Annotated in this window: 13 protein-coding genes; 5 read left to right on the top strand and 8 right to left on the bottom strand. The window is 56.4% G+C overall.

The features are described 5' to 3' along the window. Window positions 1–8 precede the first annotated feature (8 nt). Genes astA through astB form a run of 3 tightly spaced genes read left to right on the top strand, consistent with a single transcriptional unit; the run spans window position 9 to window position 3,991 of the window. Window positions 9–1,076, top strand: a complete 1,068-nt coding sequence (gene astA / locus WEB64_RS15630; protein WP_368060594.1) for an arginine N-succinyltransferase — start codon at window positions 9–11, stop codon at window positions 1,074–1,076. 57 nt (window positions 1,077–1,133) lie between these two features. Further along, entirely contained in the window at window positions 1,134–2,606 is a 1,473-nt protein-coding gene (gene astD, locus WEB64_RS15625; protein WP_368060827.1) for a succinylglutamate-semialdehyde dehydrogenase, read from the top strand. A 41-nt stretch (window positions 2,607–2,647) separates the two neighbouring features. Then, window positions 2,648–3,991 (top strand): N-succinylarginine dihydrolase, encoded by a 1,344-nt coding sequence (gene astB / locus WEB64_RS15620; protein ID WP_368060596.1) that lies wholly within the window; start codon window positions 2,648–2,650, stop codon window positions 3,989–3,991. Between the two features lie 55 nt (window positions 3,992–4,046). Here the strand turns inward: astB and WEB64_RS15615 are convergent, their stop codons facing one another. Beyond that, a complete protein-coding gene (locus WEB64_RS15615; protein WP_368060598.1) occupies window positions 4,047–4,688 on the bottom strand; it encodes a TetR/AcrR family transcriptional regulator in 642 nt (213 codons plus the stop codon). Between the two features lie 140 nt (window positions 4,689–4,828). Between WEB64_RS15615 and WEB64_RS15610 the strand changes: the two genes are divergently transcribed. Together WEB64_RS15610 and WEB64_RS15605 are read left to right on the top strand one after the other, a co-directional pair. Continuing rightward, window positions 4,829–5,986 carry an efflux RND transporter periplasmic adaptor subunit gene (locus tag WEB64_RS15610; RefSeq protein ID WP_368060600.1) on the top strand — a complete coding sequence of 386 codons (1,158 nt, stop codon included), beginning with the start codon at window positions 4,829–4,831 and terminating at the stop codon, window positions 5,984–5,986. Then, window positions 5,983–9,039, top strand: coding sequence for an efflux RND transporter permease subunit (locus tag WEB64_RS15605; protein ID WP_368060602.1), 3,057 nt, complete (start codon window positions 5,983–5,985; stop codon window positions 9,037–9,039). The genes WEB64_RS15610 and WEB64_RS15605 overlap by 4 nt, the downstream gene beginning before the upstream one ends. An 8-nt stretch (window positions 9,040–9,047) precedes the next feature. Here the strand turns inward: WEB64_RS15605 and astE are convergent, their stop codons facing one another. The 7 genes from astE to WEB64_RS15570 all read right to left on the bottom strand — a co-directional run bounded on the left by astE (window position 9,048) and on the right by WEB64_RS15570 (window position 15,309). After that, entirely contained in the window at window positions 9,048–10,085 is a 1,038-nt protein-coding gene (astE, locus tag WEB64_RS15600) for a succinylglutamate desuccinylase (protein ID WP_368060604.1), read from the bottom strand. 6 nt (window positions 10,086–10,091) lie between these two features. Then, window positions 10,092–10,814, bottom strand: coding sequence for an ABC transporter permease (locus tag WEB64_RS15595; protein ID WP_368060606.1), 723 nt, complete (start codon window positions 10,812–10,814; stop codon window positions 10,092–10,094). A 4-nt stretch (window positions 10,815–10,818) separates the two neighbouring features. Then, window positions 10,819–11,523 carry an ABC transporter permease gene (locus tag WEB64_RS15590; RefSeq protein ID WP_368060608.1) on the bottom strand — a complete coding sequence of 235 codons (705 nt, stop codon included), beginning with the start codon at window positions 11,521–11,523 and terminating at the stop codon, window positions 10,819–10,821. Between the two features lie 63 nt (window positions 11,524–11,586). After that, window positions 11,587–12,342, bottom strand: coding sequence for a transporter substrate-binding domain-containing protein (locus tag WEB64_RS15585; protein ID WP_368060610.1), 756 nt, complete (start codon window positions 12,340–12,342; stop codon window positions 11,587–11,589). Window positions 12,343–12,540: 198 nt separating this feature from the next. Further along, window positions 12,541–13,311 carry an ABC transporter ATP-binding protein gene (locus tag WEB64_RS15580; protein ID WP_368060612.1) on the bottom strand — a complete coding sequence of 257 codons (771 nt, stop codon included), beginning with the start codon at window positions 13,309–13,311 and terminating at the stop codon, window positions 12,541–12,543. Window positions 13,312–13,628: 317 nt separating this feature from the next. Continuing rightward, a complete protein-coding gene (locus tag WEB64_RS15575) occupies window positions 13,629–13,964 on the bottom strand; it encodes a cytochrome c (RefSeq protein ID WP_368060614.1) in 336 nt (111 codons plus the stop codon). A gap of 85 nt (window positions 13,965–14,049) precedes the next feature. Continuing rightward, window positions 14,050–15,309, bottom strand: a complete 1,260-nt coding sequence (locus WEB64_RS15570) for a sorbosone dehydrogenase family protein (RefSeq protein ID WP_368060616.1) — start codon at window positions 15,307–15,309, stop codon at window positions 14,050–14,052. Between the last annotated feature and the right edge of the window lie 528 nt (window positions 15,310–15,837).

Here is a 15,837-nt window from a genome sequence, read left to right as displayed (position 1 = left end):
GGCCAGCTATGTTGATTATTCGTCCCCTGCAGGAAACCGACCTTGAGGATATTTACCGAATGGCCCAGTCCGCTGGCAAGGGCCTGACGTCGTTACCTGCCAACAAGGACCGCCTGACCGGTAAAATCAACCGTGCCCAGGATGCCTTTAACCAGCGCTGTGCCCCCGAAGCTGGTATGTATCTGTTTGCCCTGGAAGACACCGAGCTAAAACAGTGTGTGGGCATCAGCGGCATCGAAGCCCGGGTGGGGCTTGAGGAGGTGTTTTATAACTACCGTTTGAGTACCACGGTCAATGCTTCCCGGGAGCTGGGCGTGCATGTGCGAACGCCGACCCTGCACCTGACCAATGATATGACGGACACCACCGAAATATGTTCCCTGCTGTTGTCCGACACTCATCGTAAGGGTGGCAATGGCTTGCTGCTATCCCGGTGCCGTTTCATGTTTCTTGATGATTTCCATCGGCATTTTTCGGACAAAGTTTTTGCTGAAATGCGCGGTGTCTCGGATGAGAGTGGCCGCAGCCCGTTGTGGGATGCGCTAGGTGCGCGCTTCTTCGATATGGAATTCAGCCAGGCGGATTATCTGTCAGGTGTAGGCAACAAATCCTTTATCGCCGAGCTGATGCCAAAGTTCCCGATTTATTTGCCCCTGTTGCCAACAGAGGCTCGAGCGGTGATCGGCAGAGTTCATGACAATACGGCGCCAGCACTCAGAATGCTTCAATCCGAGGGTTTCAACTTTAATGGGCTGGTGGATATCTTCGATGGTGGTCCGTTGGTAGAAGCCTTCATCCATAATATCCGAACGGTTCGTGAAAGCCTTAATCGCCATGTTTTGATCAGCCGCAAGCCGATGAACCTGGACCTGCCATCGGAAGAGCGGGTGATGGTGTCCAATCGTTCATTCAGAAATTTCAGGGTCACTACCATCCCGTTGCAGTGCATCAAGCCCGATACAGTCAGCATTCCCGCGGAAGTGGCTGAAGCTCTGGAGGTGTCCTCCGGAGATCTGGTGCGACTGGCGCCCTTGAAAGATGGTGGGCGGTCACCAATACAGACAATAGCGCATTGAATTTAACGTGCGACCTGACTTCTTTGAGTTAAACGCCCGGGAGGGGCATATATGAGCATGGAACTCACCGGTGAGCTTTTACTCGACGGGCTCTGGCTGGAAGGCCATGGGCCGATGTTTGAATCTGTCCAGCCGGTCACGGGAGAAACCGTCTGGCAGGGAGAAAGCGCGAGTCTTGCGGATGTAGATGCGGCGGTGCGGGGGGCTCGGGAGGCGTTTCCTGGCTGGCGCCGTCTGGCCTTCGCCGAACGTCTGGCCATCATTGAAGCGTTTGGCGAGCAACTTGAAGCTGAAAAGGAAACCCTGGCCCATCAGATTGGCCTCGAAACCGGTAAACCGCTGTGGGAGTCCCGCACGGAAGTTGCGGCGATGATCGGCAAGATTGGCATTTCCCTCAAAGCTTATGAGGAACGCACCGGGCATAGCGAATCCGATGTGGCCGCTGGCCATGCGGTACTTCGTCATCGTCCCCACGGTGTTGTCGGGGTTTTCGGCCCCTATAATTTTCCGGGACACCTGCCCAATGGCCACATTGTTCCCGCCTTGCTGGCGGGCAATACGGTGGTTTTCAAACCCAGCGAGCTCACGCCCGGAGTGGCAGAGCTGACGGTACGCCTATGGCTCAAGGCCGGTCTGCCCAGCGGCGTCATCAACCTCACGCAGGGCGCCCGGGACACAGGTATCGCGGTAGCGGGTCATCCGGGCATGGACGGCTTGTTCTTTACCGGGAGTTCCAACGTCGGTCACCAGCTTCACCAACAGTTTGGTGGCCAGCCGGAGAAAATTCTCGCGCTTGAAATGGGCGGTAACAACCCGCTGATTGTGCAGGATGTCGAGGATATTGACGGTGCTGTCCATCATGCCTTGCAGTCCGCCTTTCTGTCTGCTGGTCAGCGCTGTACCTGCGCACGTCGGCTGCTCGTCCCTCATGGCCAGAAGGGTGACAAAGTGCTGGCACGGCTGGTGGAGGTAGCTGGCCGGATCAAGGTGGGGGCATTCGATGCCGAGCCGCAACCGTTTATGGGCTCAGTGGTGTCAGTCGAAGCAGCGGACAAGCTGCTTGAAGCGCAGGCCAGTCTCATTGAAGCCGGTGCGACCAGTCTGCTTGAGATGAAGCAGGTGGAAGCCGGTACCGCTTTGCTGTCACCGGGTATCATCGATGTGACCGGCGTTGAAACTGTTGATGAAGAGTTCTTTGGGCCGTTGCTGACGGTCTACCGATACAACAGTTTTGAGGATGCACTGGCGCTGGCCAATAACACCCGCTATGGCCTCTCTGCAGGTATTCTGACGGATGACCGGGCGTTGTATGAACGGTTGGTAGAAGAGGTCCGGGCTGGCATCGTGAACTGGAACCGCCCGTTGACAGGCGCCAGTAGTGCGGCGCCCTTTGGTGGTATAGGTGCCAGCGGTAACCATCGCGCCAGCGCCTATTACGCGGCGGACTATTGCGCCTGGCCAATGGCCTCGCTGGAAGCCGATAAGAGCGAGCTGCCGTCAAATCTGGCCCCCGGCCTGAGCTTTGACTGACACGCGCGTTGAGAACACATTGACCGAGCGGGACCTGCGCCATGCCTAAACATGCAATTGAAGCCAATTTCGATGGCCTGGTGGGCCCGACCCATAATTATGCGGGCCTGTCCTGGGGTAATGTGGCATCCAAGTCCAACGTTCATGCGGTGTCTAATCCCCGCGAGGGTGCCTTGCAGGGTCTGCAAAAGATGAAAAGGCTGGCGGACAGGGGTTATGTTCAGGGTATTCTGCCACCTCACGAACGGCCCCATATGCCGACTCTCAAAGCGCTTGGTTTCACCGGGTCAGACGCCGATATCCTGCAGGCCGTCGCGAAACAGAACCCGGTTGTGCTGGCGGCGGTGGCCTCGGCTTCGTGCATGTGGACGGCTAATGCTGCCACGGTCTCACCCAGTGCCGATACCACAGATCACCGGGTACATTTTACTCCCGCTAACCTGAGCGCCAAGTTTCACCGCTCCATCGAACATGTTGTGACCGGGCGTGCGCTGGCTTCAATTTTCAGTGATGAGGCTTACTTTGCGCACCATAAAGCCTTGCCCTCCGTGGGTCAGTTCGGGGATGAGGGCGCGGCCAACCACACCCGGCTGTGCGCTTCTCACGGCGCGCCAGGGGTAGAGCTGTTTGTGTATGGGCAGGCTGCGTTCGACGAGTCCCGGCCGGCGCCCGTGCGTTTCCCGGCTCGCCAGACGCTGGAGGCGTCCCAGGCCATTGCCCGGCTGCATGGCCTGACCGATGAGCATGTGGTCTTTGCTCAGCAAAATCCGGCGGCTATCGATTCGGGCGTGTTCCACAACGACGTCATTGCGGTGGGCAACGGCAACGTATTGTTCTACCACGAACAAGCCTTTCTGAATGAAAAATCGATGCTGGCTGATATCCGCACCCGACTGCGTGGCGCTGAGCTGCAGGCCATCAAAGTGATGGAAAGTGATGTGCCGCTGTCGGATGCGGTCGCTTCGTACCTGTTCAACAGCCAGCTTTTGTCGACACCTGAAGGCGGCATGATGCTGGCAGTACCGGGCGAGTGCCGTGAAATTGCGTCAGTCAGCAGCTTCCTGGATGGACTTGTGACTGCTGGCGGCCCGATCACATCGGTAGAGGTGTTTGACGTCAAGCAGTCGATGCGCAATGGCGGCGGCCCGGCTTGCCTGCGGCTGAGAGTTGCGCTCAGCGACGAAGAGCTCAAAGCCATGCATCAGGGCGTGCTGTTGGACGACGCCTTGTTCGAACGTCTGAACATCTGGGTTCAGGGGCATTATCGGGATGAGTTAAGCCAGGCCGATCTGGCTGATCCCATGCTACTGGATGAGAGCCGTCATGCACTTGACGAGTTAACGGGTATTCTGGGCCTTGGCTCGATCTACGATTTCCAGCGCTGAAAGGCGCGGCAAGACCATTCAAGTTGATCGGACTGCCGGTTTCCCTCGGCGGAGATTACGCGGCAATGGAGGACATCAGCATCGCCAGGGTGTGCTGGATCAGCCGTTCGCTGGGATAACCTGCCAGCGGCCCAGGTTCAGCCAGTTCCTGCTGGCATAGCATAATGACGCCATGCAGGGCGCCTCTCAAGTAGAGCGCAGTCTCCAGCGGGTCATGAATACGAGCCTTGCTGAGAGTTCCGTCTCCAAGGCCTGTCTGTAGCGCCTGCACCATGAGCTCCATCGTCTTATTATCACAGCCAGCCATCTGCTCTGCCTGAAATTCATCTGCATCCTGCATAGCGGTGGCAGCGTTGGTCAGCGCAGCGAAATAGTCCGGCTCTTCAAGGTAAAAGCGGTAATAGGCGCGACCAATGGCGCTGATCTGCTGCAGTCCGTTGTCTGTACCCTGGCAGGCCAGAGCGAAGCAACGACGCAGACTTTCGCCCGCCCGCAGCACAATACCGCGCTGAATGGCTGACTTATCCTTGAAGTACACATACAGTAGTGCCCGACTCAGGTTAGCGGTACGTGCGATGTCATCCATGGACGTGCGCTCGTATCCCTTCTCGGAAAAGACCCGCTCGGCAGCATCCAGAATGGCGTCATAACGCGCCTGTTTTTCCTGCTCCCTGCGAGATTTCAGTTCATTTGCCATGGTTTTTCAGGGTTCCTGACGCGGATTGAACATAGGGCAGTCGCTCGTGCAACAATATTAATTGACAAAGTGTCAAAGAGTGACATCATGTATATCTTTACGTGAATCATTAACCATTGGGCGAAAAAGGGCAAGCAAGGATGAAGCGCATAGCCACGGAGAGTGACACGAAAAGTCGCCATATGAGCCAGCAAGAGAACCGAGAGAATCAGGCAATGGGACAGATTACCCGCCCATTTGCGCTGGCGCTGAGCGCCTTCACCTTTATCGTCCTGACCGCATGCGGACAGACCGAGTCAGCCCAGGAGCCGGAGCAGGTCCCGGTGACGGTCCGAACGGCATTGGTCTCAACGGGTACCCAGGTTGCTGAACCGTTGCGGTTCTCTGGAATTGTGCAGGCTCAGCAGCGAGCCACATTGACCTTTCAGGTCAGTGGGAATCTGGTGGAACGCGCCATTGAACTGGGTGAGAAGGTTGAAGCTGGCGATACTCTGGCCCGTTTGTACAACCCTGGCCTGGAACCGGCGAGAGCCTCGGCCCGAGCGCGCTTGAAAGAACTCGCTACCCGGCTTGATCAGGCCCAGCGGGAATGGGACCGCTCCAGCCGACTGCGGGAAAAAGGCGTGGTATCAGAACAGTCGATGGAGCAACTGACCGCCCGCCGGGACGGATTGCTCGCCAGTGTCGCAACCGCGGAAGCCGAGCTGGCTGAAGCCAACCAGATGCTCAATGAAAGTATTCTCAAAGCGCCGTTTGGAGGTCGGGTCGAGGCCCTGCTGGTGGAGAGGGACGAGTTTGTGGGTGCTGGTCAGCCGGTTATGCGGCTGTCATCCCCGAACGGGCGGGAAGTGGAAGTCCGTATCCCGGCGTTTCTCCTGAGCCAGATTTCTGTTGGTCAGCTTATGCCCGTGTGGTCGGTATTAAGCCGGGATGCCGCACCTGTCATTGGTAAGGTCACGGAAATTGCCCAGGCGGGCTCTGTAAGGGGCGAATTGCATCCATTGCTGGTCAGCTTACCTGAAGAAACGCTTCAGCCCGGTGAACCGGTAGAAGTGGGGATCGTCCCGGCCATTCAGGGTGAGATCCGCGTTCCGGTGCTGGCAGTCATGCAGGTGGCTGAAGGCAACAGTGTTTTTCGCATCGCAGAAGGTCATGCCCAGAGGGTGGCAGTGACAGTACACCGGATCATTGGTGAACACGTGGTGGTGTCTTCGGAAAGTCTGAGCGAGGGGGATCGGGTCGTATACGCAGGCCTGACCCGTCTGGCTGACGGTGATGCGGTGGAGATTCTGCCATGATGCGGGCGCTTCTGGGCTGCCGCCGTTTGCTCGGAATGGTTGTCGTCATGTTGTGTCTGTTGGGTTATGCGGCCTACAACACCATGCCCCGGCAGGAAGACCCCTCGTTTCCCCAGCGCGCCGGGCTGATTTCTGTGAATTACCCCGGGGCCAGCGCCGATGCGGTCGAGCGGCTGGCCCTGAGGCCCCTGGCGGAGGAGTTGCAGCAGGTCGAAGAGGTGGATGTCGCTGCTGGAACTGCTCGCACCGGGGTAGCTCTGATGCGGGTTCGCCTTGAAGACAACATTTACGATACCGACGCTGCCTGGGACCGGGTGCGCCAAGCTATGGATCGTGCCCGGCTGGAGTTTCCGGACGGCGTAGGGCAGATGGCCCTTGATGATCGCATTGTTGATATTCCAGCCGTCGTGCTGGCAATCGGTGGTTCGTCGTCGGTTACTGCGTTGAGTGACGCGGCGGAGAAAGTAAAACATTCGCTGTCCGGCGTGCCGGGCGTTTCCCGCGTCGAGCTGGAAGGGGACGTCACCGAACAGATTACCCTGGCACTGGATGATGCCGCGCTTTATCGCCTTGGTATTTCGCCGGCGGCAGTGCTTGATATCCTGGCCAGCCGCAATCAGGTCACACCGGGCGGTTTTGTGGTATCGGATGGTCGCAGACTGTCAATTCTGCCCAACAGCGAATTTGCTGATCTTGATGCCATCCGCGCAACGCCTATTGCATTGCCCGATGGTAGCCAGGTGCCACTGGCGGCGGCCGCCGAAATATGGCGGGGTCCTGCCGAGCCCCGTGAACCGGAAACCTGGGCGGATGGCGAGCGAGTGGTGCTGGTGTCGGTGATCATGCGAGAGGGCTCAACGGATGCTATCAAGTTCGGCCAGAACATCCGCGCCCATCTCGATACGCTTCGCCCTCAGATTGCTCCGTTCTCGGTAGAGGAGGTGTTTTTTCAGCCCGACCAGGTGTCCGACAGGCTAGATAACCTGGCGTGGAGCCTGCTGGCGAGTGTGGCCATTATTATTGCGGTCGTTTTCTTTGGAATGGGCCTGCGAATGGGTCTGCTGGTGGCTTCAATCCTACCCATGGTTACGCTCATCAGTATTGGCCTTTATGATTTCGGGGGCGGAGTGCTGCACCAGATCGCCGTGATTGGCATGGTGATCTCCCTGGGTATCCTGATCGATAACGCCATCGTGGTGGTGGAGAATATCCAGACCCGGCTTGACCAGGGCTCTGAACGGCTAGACTCACTTGCTGGCGCTATTCGGGAACTTGCGGGGCCTTTGGGAGCTTCGACAGGCACGACCCTCGCAGCGTTTGCGCCTCTGCTGTTGTCCAAAGGCGGCACCGCCGATTTCACCCGGGGTATCCCGGTGATGATCATGCTGACGCTCTCGGTCAGCTATCTGTTGGCAATCTCCGTGGTCCCCTTGCTGGCAGCCCGGTTTCTCAAGCCGCGACAGCTTGGCGCCCGGGATCGGATGGCGGGTCTGGCAGAAACGCTGGGTCGCCTGGTCTCGACCATTCCGAAATCACTGGTGATCGCCAGCGCGGTGATGGTTGCGGTCAGCCTGGCGTTAACACCTTTCCTGAAGTTGCAGTTTTTCCCGAACGCGGACCGGCCCCAGGTCATTGTTGAAATGTACATGCCGGAGGGCACGGACCAACAACGCACCTCTGAAGTCGCTGAACGTTTGGAACGGGCCATCCGGACACAATCCGAGACCGTGAAGGTCCATCGGTTTGTGGGCTTTACCGGCCCGAGTTTTTACTATAATTTGCTGCGCTATCCGCAAGCGCCGAACCGCGCGCGACTGGTGGTTGAAACGCCTGACCTTGCGGCGACCAGCGGGCTCGTACATTGGGTTCGCAACTATGCTGCTCTGGAAATGCCCGAACTGGACCTGACGGTTGGTGTGCTCGGGCAGGGCCCGCCACGAGCTGCCCCAGTAGAAATTCGCGTTTATCATGAAAACGACGGGCTGAGGGCGGAGGCTACCGAGCAGGTGTATCAGGCGCTGCGACAAAGCCCGGGCGCCGTCGATGTCCGGCATGACCGGGACTTGGGGGTGCCGAGCATCGCGATCAATGTGAATGATGGTATTGCCGCCCGCTATGGGGTGGACCGCTCGGATGTGGCCCAGAGTCTGTATGGCCAGAGTTTTGGCGTGGTGGCGGAGCAGTATCGCCAGGAAGAGGACCCGATTCCGATGGTGCTAAGGTCGCGAGAAGGTACCGATTTATCGTTATCACGGCTACTTTCGATCAATATCTATAATGACAGTGGCGAAGCAGTGCCGTTGTCGGCGCTTGCGACCACAGAGACCACCTGGGAGCCCGCTGCACGCTATCTCCGTAATGGCGTTCGAGTGAACACGGTTACCTCAAACCTCGGGGAGGGCTACAGTTTCAGTGACGTGCTGGCGAGCCTGGAGGAGACCCTGGAGAGTGAGTCCCTCCCGGCGGGCTCGCGCATTGAGTACGGCGGCGATGCGGAGGGTTCTGGCGACGCCAACGACGCTATCCTGACGACGGCGCCGATTGGCATTCTGCTGCTACTGTTCTTCCTGTTGCTGCAATTCAATTCGTTCCGAAGGGTAGGGATAGTCCTGCTGACGGTGCCGCTGGCGACGGTGGGAATTATTCCGGGGCTGGTCTTGTCCGGGTCGCCGTTTGGTTTTCAATCACTGTTGGGCGTTATCGCCCTCGTCGGCATTGTCGTCAATAACGCTATAGTACTGCTGGACGTGATGGATCGGCAGTTGGCGACCGGTGCAGCGATAACCGATGCGGTCAGGATCGCCGTCGAGCAGAGAACGCGGCCAATACTGCTCACCACCGCCACCACGGTGGCTGGCCTGTTGCCGCTGGCGTTCTCAAGTTCAACCCTGTGGCCGCCAATGGCCTGGGCCATCATTTCGGGGTTATTGGCCTCGACAGTGCTAACGCTGTTGGTGGTACCTGCGATATGCCGAATGGTTCTTCGTGCCCCCGAAACGAGAAACAGCCAGCCACAACCAACCGTAGGAGCGACTTCAGTCGCGAAAGAATAACTGCCACTTCATTCGCGAATAAGAGGCTTCCTACGCACCATCAACCCCACCCGATGCCCCACTGGGACGTCGCGGTTGGGGAACACAATCGCTTCGGGCTGGTCGCCAACCCGGTAGCAGTCATTGTCGTCCTCCCAAATCACTTCACCGGGGGGGTATTCGGTGAAGTTGGCGACGTCATCCGGTATGTGGAAACGGAAGTTTGGCCCGGTATTTAAAATTTCCTCTACCACTTCGAACACTGCCATGACGGCCATCCGGCCATCCGATTCGGTCACCAGGGGTTGCTGGATCATCAAAGCTTTCAGGCTGGCCTCAATGCCCGTAAAACGGGTCAGATCGTTCTGCCCGAAAGGTCGTACCTGTCCCAGTTCAACGGTGAAGCTTTCGGCCCCCAGTTCGGTTGAGGAAAATGATGCGAAGGTAGTGCCTGATTTGTGCTGCAGCAATAGCGTGGAAACACCGGACTCTGCCAGAAACGCCAGTTGGCGATTGGGCACCTTACGCCCGGGGACATAGGGATAGAGTGCGAATTTTTCCCGCTTCGATGGCCTGATGGCGGTGTGCAAGTCGTAGTGGGCAACCGCAGGGGCCGGTTTCGAGAACTCACGACAGATGGCTTCGAGCGCTTCAGCTCGCCGGGCCTCGTCAGTGCCGGCGTATGGGGCCTTTTGATGGACTCCGCTGAATAAACGGTTCAGGTTGTGCTCGACAAACCGGCTGCCCTCGACCATGGCTGGAGGGTTTCCCAGGATCAGCAGAACCTCCTGTCGCAGCGTCCACTCACCGGAGAGCAATCCATTCACCAACCCGTTAAGAACCTCGATAGGGGCGGTCTCGTTACCATGAACGCCAGCGGACACGATCAGTCGCTCGTCAATCTCCGGTTGTACAGGTATGAGCCGTAGTACCCCGACTTCTGGACGCTCGATACGGGCGCCATCCGGCAATACCACTGAGGCCGGTTGAGCTACTTTTCCGGCAAAGGTAAGGGTGTGAGTGAGCCAGTCAGGTTCGCCATCGAACAAGGTATCTCTCACTGACATGAGGGCTTAACTTCCCACCGGTCTGAGGTGTCGGAGCAGTCGGTGCTCCAGACGTTTGAATCCATAGACCAGAGCGAACGTCAGCACCATATAGATCAGGGCAACAGCGATAAAGGCATCAAAAGGCGCGTAGAAGCGTGAGTAGATGTTCCGGGCTGCACCTGTCAGGTCTACGATGGTAACAACGCTGGCGATGGCGCTGGAGTGCAGCATGAAGATAACTTCGTTGGAGTACGCCTGCACCGCCCGGCGGGCCGCACTGGGCAGCACGATTCGCCGTATGCGCATCAGCCAGGACATGCCATAGGCTTTGGCGGCTTCGATTTCGCCCTGGGGTGTCGCCAGGATGGCTCCCCGCAGGATTTCAGTCGTGTAGGCGGCAGTGTTCAGGGTAAAAGCAAGCAATGCAGGGTAAAACGCCGCCCTGAAAATTTCCCACCAGAAGGTATCCTGAATGCCTTCAATCTGGGCAATGCCGTAGTAAATGACATACAGCTGGATCAGCAACGGGGTGCCCCGGAACAGGTAGGTATAGAACCAGATCGGACCTGAAATAAAGGGGTTTTTGACGGTGCGCAGAATCGCCAGCGGCACCGCAATAATCAGTCCCAGCAGTAGTGAAAGAAACACCAGCTGCACGGTGGTAACCAGCCCATCCCAGTAATGCAGCATGGTGGTGGCCGTGAAAATATCATTCTGACTCAGCCATTCGGCGATCATGTCCGGCATAGTGTCAATCTCCCTGGATTACGCCAGCATTGGCCCGCTTGTTGAGCCATTTGATAAACAGCTCCGAGGCCGCTGTAATCAACAGGTATATAAGCGCTACCGGGATGAAAAACAGAAACGGAGAACGCTCGGCTTTTGCCGCCTGTTCCGCAACGCGGACCATATCGGTCAGCCCGATAATGGATACCAGCGCGGTTGTCTTGAGCAGAACCTGCCAGTTATTGCCAAGCCCGGGTAACGCGTGACGCATCATCTGGGGGATCATCACCCTGCGGAAGGTGTGCCAGCGGGTAAAACCGTAAGCTTTGGCAGCTTCAATCTGGCCTCCATCAACTGCCAGGAAGGCACCGCGAAAGGTCTCGGTCATATAGGCGCCGAAAATCAGCCCGATCGTCAGTACGCCAGCTATAAAAGGATCAAACTGAAAGAAGAAGTCGACATCGTAGGCTTCATAGATAAAATCAGAAAGATTGTTTACTGCAACCTGTCCTCCGTAATAGAACAGCAGCATCATAACCAGATCAGGGACCCCGCGAATCAGGGTGGTATAAGCAGTGGCACCGCCACGAAGCAGGCGGTTCTGGGACAGTTTGGATGCAGCGCCCACGAGCCCGAGGAAAAGGGATAGGGCGAGTGAGAGAAACGCCAGCTCGATGGTGATGATGGCGCCTTCTATTAAAGCCGGGCCGTAGCCCTTCAGGTCGAGCATTGGGAAGTCCAGTATCAGAGCGGCTGATGCCAACCGGAGTTGCCGTCAGCCGCCGCTGAGGATTTACATCTTGATATCGTACTCGAAGTACTTCTTCATGATGGTGTCGTAGGTGCCATCGTTTTTCAGTGTGTCCAGGGCGGCGTTAATCTGTTCAGCCAGATCTTCATCACGCTGACGCATGGCAACACCCACGCCTTCGCCCAACTTGACCGGCTCGCCAACTTCCTTGAAGCCATCGCGGGTCAGGATGGTTTGTTCGCCAACCGGGTAGTCCAGAAATACCAGGTCGAGACGCTCGCCTTCAAGATCAAGCACCATGTCATCGGCAGTGGTATAACGCTTGATATTCACGACGTCGCTCATGTTTTCCGTGACGTAGGTATCCATGGTGGTACCACGCTGAACACCGACTTCCATACCTTTCATGGCGTCCATGTCAGTCACGTCGACATCAGTGCCCTCGCGGCCGAACCATCCGCCGGGTGTGTTGTAGTACGCTTCGGAGAACAGAACCCGTTCTGCCCGCTCGGGTGTAATCGACATCGACGACATGATGGCATCGAATTTGCGGGCCAGCAGCCCCGGAATCATGCCGTCCCATGCCTGTTCTACAAACTCGCACTTGGCACCCATCTCTTCACACATAGCGGTCGCAAGCTCTACTTCAAATCCTGTGAGCTCGCCATTAGGGGTGCGGTATTCGAATGGCTCGTAAGGCACATCAAATGCGATACGGATTTCTTTCCATTCTTTTGCCTGGAGGCTTCCAGCGGCCAGGGCGAGTGCGCAGCTTGCTGCAACAATCAGTTTTTTCATGTGTTACTTCTCCAGTTGTTTGCCGTACGGCTTTATTATTGGCGTGTTTCCACTGCCATTTCGTTACCCTAGTTTCCCTAAAAGGAAAGCCGCATACACGGATAGGGTCAGCCTGCGAAGCCTATGATCAAGATAGCATCCGTTGCAGCATGCGTCGCCCCCGTATAGCACGGGACCAGTTGTTTCAGGCTCCATTATTCAGAAATTCGGTGCAAGAAACTGCTTCATGCGCTCGGAGTCAGGGTGATCAAATACTTTGTCGGGGGTACCCTGTTCCTCAATCACCCCCTGATGCAAGAACAGGACCTTTGTAGATACATCCCGGGCAAAAGCCATTTCGTGGGTAACTACGATCATGGTGCGGCCTTCTTCTGCCAGGCTCTGCATGACTCTGAGAACCTCACCGACCAGCTCCGGGTCAAGCGCTGAGGTGGGTTCATCAAACAGCATCACCTCAGGTTCCATCGCCAGTGCCCGGGCAATGGCAGCCCGCTGCTGCTGTCCACCGGACATCTGGGCGGGATAGTAATCCTTACGTTCGTAGATTCCGACTTTATGAAGGTAGGCTTCTGCGCGCTCAATGGCCTCCTTGCGGGGGACCTTGAGGACGTGAATTGGCGCTTCAATGATGTTTTCCAGTACTGTCATGTGTGACCACATATTAAAGCTCTGGAACACCATGGAGAGCTTGGCACGAATCAGCTCAACCTGTTTGTTATCAGCCGGGACACGCTCCCCTTTTCGGTCGGTTTTGAACCGAATTGGGTCACCATGCACAATAACGTCGCCGGAGGTGGGTGTTTCGAGCAGGTTAATGCAGCGTAAAAAAGTACTTTTGCCGGAGCCGGAACTGCCAATCATCGAGACGACATCTCCTTTGCAGGTTTCCAGTGAGACGCCCTTAAGCACTTCAAGCTGGTCAAACCTCTTGTAAATATCTTTGCAGATTAAAGGCGCGTTCTCCGCCATGAGTTACTCCTGGGACCGGTTCGTCGGGTAACCTTTACTGAATAAGCTATTAAACGATAGCGGTGATCGACTTCCCGCGCGAATGATTTTGCCTGTCCCTGCGTGAAGCAGGGTGCAACAAGTTTTACAGGCTGGTGCCAAAGGCTTCACTTTTTACGGGTTGTTGCGTTGGAAATCAATCCCTTCTGAGAAGTTCCAGCACTCGTGCGAGCTGCGAAGAGAGCTTCTAAAATGTAAATCAATGTTAAACGTCGGTGAGCCCCAGATTAGTGTCCCGTCTGGCTAATTCGCAGTTGATATTGCCCTGGTGCAGCGCCTTATTCGGGTAAAACAGCTGTTACCTGAATGGATTCGTACCAGGCGGCCAGATCCTCTATCTCGGCATCCGTGAGATTCTTGGCGACCACCGTCATCATTTCATGTTCGCGCTGACCGTCACGAAAGCGTTTGAGTTGGCGCTCAAGGTAGATCTGGCTTTCTCCGGCGATGTTCGGTGCGATGGGGATCTGGGCAATACCGTTGAGGCCGTGACAAGTCTGACATTGCCGTGCCAAAACTTTACCTTGGGCAGGATCAGCAGCATGAGTGTGAGGGGCAGCCAGGAACACAATTGCAGTCAGACCGAGCCTGACGAGCGACGTGGAAAAACACATAAGGTATTAGTCCTGTAAAAAGCCGGGGGCAGGGGCCCCCGGTACGTGCTATCGGCTCAGTCAGCGCTAACCGATGAGGTCGTTATTATTCGCCGGTGTAGGCGATCCTATAGATAGCGCCTGCCAGGTCATCTGATACCAACAACGAGCCGTCTTTAAGTTGGGCAACATCCACCGGGCGCCCCAGGTACTCACCATTATCTGTGAGCCAGCCGTCAGCAAACGGACGGGTTTCCCCTGTTACGTTGCCTTCTGCATCGATCGGAGTAAACATTACCCGGGCGCCAACCGGTTCGGAACGGTTCCAGGACCCATGTTGAGCCGAGAAAATGCCGCCCTGATATTCCTTCGGGAACATGTTGCCGGTGTAGAACATCATCCCCAGATCCGCTGCGTGCGCAACGGTTTCACTCACCGGGTTAATTACATCGGCTGGCGGCTCATCGCCCTTGTATTCTGCTGTGCGAACCTCGCCACCACCGTAGTAAGGAAAGCCAAAATGCTGTCCTTGCTCAGTTTGTCGATTGATTTCGCCCGGCGGTATGTCGTCGCCCATGCCGTCTACCTGGTTGTCGGTAAACCACAGGTTGCCGGTTGCAGGGTTAAAGTCCTGGCCAACGGAATTGCGGACACCCAAGGTATAAACTTCCCGGTCGCTACCATCCTGGTTAATGCGAATAATGCCGCCGATACCCCGGGACTGGTAGTCCTCCAATAAATCTTTGGGCGGCACATTGTGAGGCTGGCCGAGAGAGATATAAACCTTGTCGTCCGGCCCCACATCGCAAATGCGCGCAGTATGGTTATAGCTTACGTATTCCTCCGGAACCAATTCGCCACCGGCGATCAGCTCTGCGGCGACGACATCCGTACCTTCATAAAAGAACTCAGCTGCGGGATAGGCCAGAACCCGGTTTTGCTCCGCAATGTACAGGACCCCGCTTGGGGAGAAACAGGGACCATTGGGAATTTTCTTTGAAATCGATGGAGCAAAATTTTTCACTTCGTCTGCCACCCGATCTTTGTCCCGGTCAGTTACCACCCACACTTCTGTTTTGCGGGTGCCTACAAACGTTGCCACACCCTGCGGACCGACTGCCATATGACGGGCATCCGGCACCAGAGCATAAAGAGTGATTTCAAAACCCTTGGGCACTGAAATCTTAGTCAATACATTGCGGAGGGCGTCCGCGCTACTGCTGTTCTGGTCAATGGTGGTGAATTCAGAGTTGCCGGTCACCTTGAACTGTCCCAGTTTCTCCAGCGTCTCGTCGGTTGCGCCCTGAGCCTGAAGCTGTGAAGCGACGAGCAGGGTAGTGAGGACCACCAGGGGTTTTTTTATCATTGTATGTATCTCCGCTGTTTGAATTTTTGAACAGTCTGTGAGATCTGAGTTAAGGCTTCGGCAACTTTGGTGTCAAGAATTAGCAGTGAATAGCTGGTTGGACCACCTGTACAACTTGAGTTGGTCGCTGAATCCGGGGCCGCCAGCGCACTGGTGGTGTATCCCAAGCCCAATAAACAAGATGGTTGTCACAATGAAAAGAGGATGAAGCTGCAATCAATGCGCTATCAGGAGTGGTGTCAGCTTTCAGGAACTGGGTTGTTGCGGGCTAGCAGATTTTTCGGGTCCGGCCAGAGCTGAAATTGCCAGGCCAGCGTGACCAGCGCTCGCACAAAACCAACGTTTGAAAATGTCATGGTGAGGTGTTTCGTCGTCGTGGGGTGTGGCTGGAAGGAAGGGCGTTCTTCGTTGAAGAGGTTTGCGTGTCAGGACTGGTTTGTCGCTTCAAATCCAGCCATGCCTGATAGATGCTACTGGCGTTGCCTGCCAGCTGTGTCGCTGTTCTGCTGCTCATCACATGGTCTCCTG

Origin of the sequence: Marinobacter sp., assembly GCF_040882185.1 — a bacterium.
GTDB lineage: Bacteria > Pseudomonadota > Gammaproteobacteria > Pseudomonadales > Oleiphilaceae > Marinobacter.
The sequence above is the reverse complement of the archived record's forward strand: the minus strand, read 5'-3'. Positions and strand labels throughout refer to the sequence as shown.

Excerpts from the sequence above, each read along its gene's own strand:
- astA (WP_368060594.1), top strand. The coding sequence starts at position 9 with ATGTTGATTATTCGTCCCCTGCAGGAAACCGACCTTGAGGATATTTAC.
- astD (WP_368060827.1), top strand. The coding sequence starts at position 1,134 with ATGGAACTCACCGGTGAGCTTTTACTCGACGGGCTCTGGCTGGAAGGC.
- astB (WP_368060596.1), top strand. The coding sequence starts at position 2,648 with ATGCCTAAACATGCAATTGAAGCCAATTTCGATGGCCTGGTGGGCCCG.
- WEB64_RS15615 (WP_368060598.1), bottom strand. The coding sequence starts at position 4,688 with ATGGCAAATGAACTGAAATCTCGCAGGGAGCAGGAAAAACAGGCGCGT.
- WEB64_RS15610 (WP_368060600.1), top strand. The coding sequence starts at position 4,829 with ATGAAGCGCATAGCCACGGAGAGTGACACGAAAAGTCGCCATATGAGC.
- WEB64_RS15605 (WP_368060602.1), top strand. The coding sequence starts at position 5,983 with ATGATGCGGGCGCTTCTGGGCTGCCGCCGTTTGCTCGGAATGGTTGTC.
- astE (WP_368060604.1), bottom strand. The coding sequence starts at position 10,085 with ATGTCAGTGAGAGATACCTTGTTCGATGGCGAACCTGACTGGCTCACT.
- WEB64_RS15595 (WP_368060606.1), bottom strand. The coding sequence starts at position 10,814 with ATGCCGGACATGATCGCCGAATGGCTGAGTCAGAATGATATTTTCACG.
- WEB64_RS15590 (WP_368060608.1), bottom strand. The coding sequence starts at position 11,523 with ATGCTCGACCTGAAGGGCTACGGCCCGGCTTTAATAGAAGGCGCCATC.
- WEB64_RS15585 (WP_368060610.1), bottom strand. The coding sequence starts at position 12,342 with ATGAAAAAACTGATTGTTGCAGCAAGCTGCGCACTCGCCCTGGCCGCT.
- WEB64_RS15580 (WP_368060612.1), bottom strand. The coding sequence starts at position 13,311 with ATGGCGGAGAACGCGCCTTTAATCTGCAAAGATATTTACAAGAGGTTT.
- WEB64_RS15575 (WP_368060614.1), bottom strand. The coding sequence starts at position 13,964 with ATGTGTTTTTCCACGTCGCTCGTCAGGCTCGGTCTGACTGCAATTGTG.
- WEB64_RS15570 (WP_368060616.1), bottom strand. The coding sequence starts at position 15,309 with ATGATAAAAAAACCCCTGGTGGTCCTCACTACCCTGCTCGTCGCTTCA.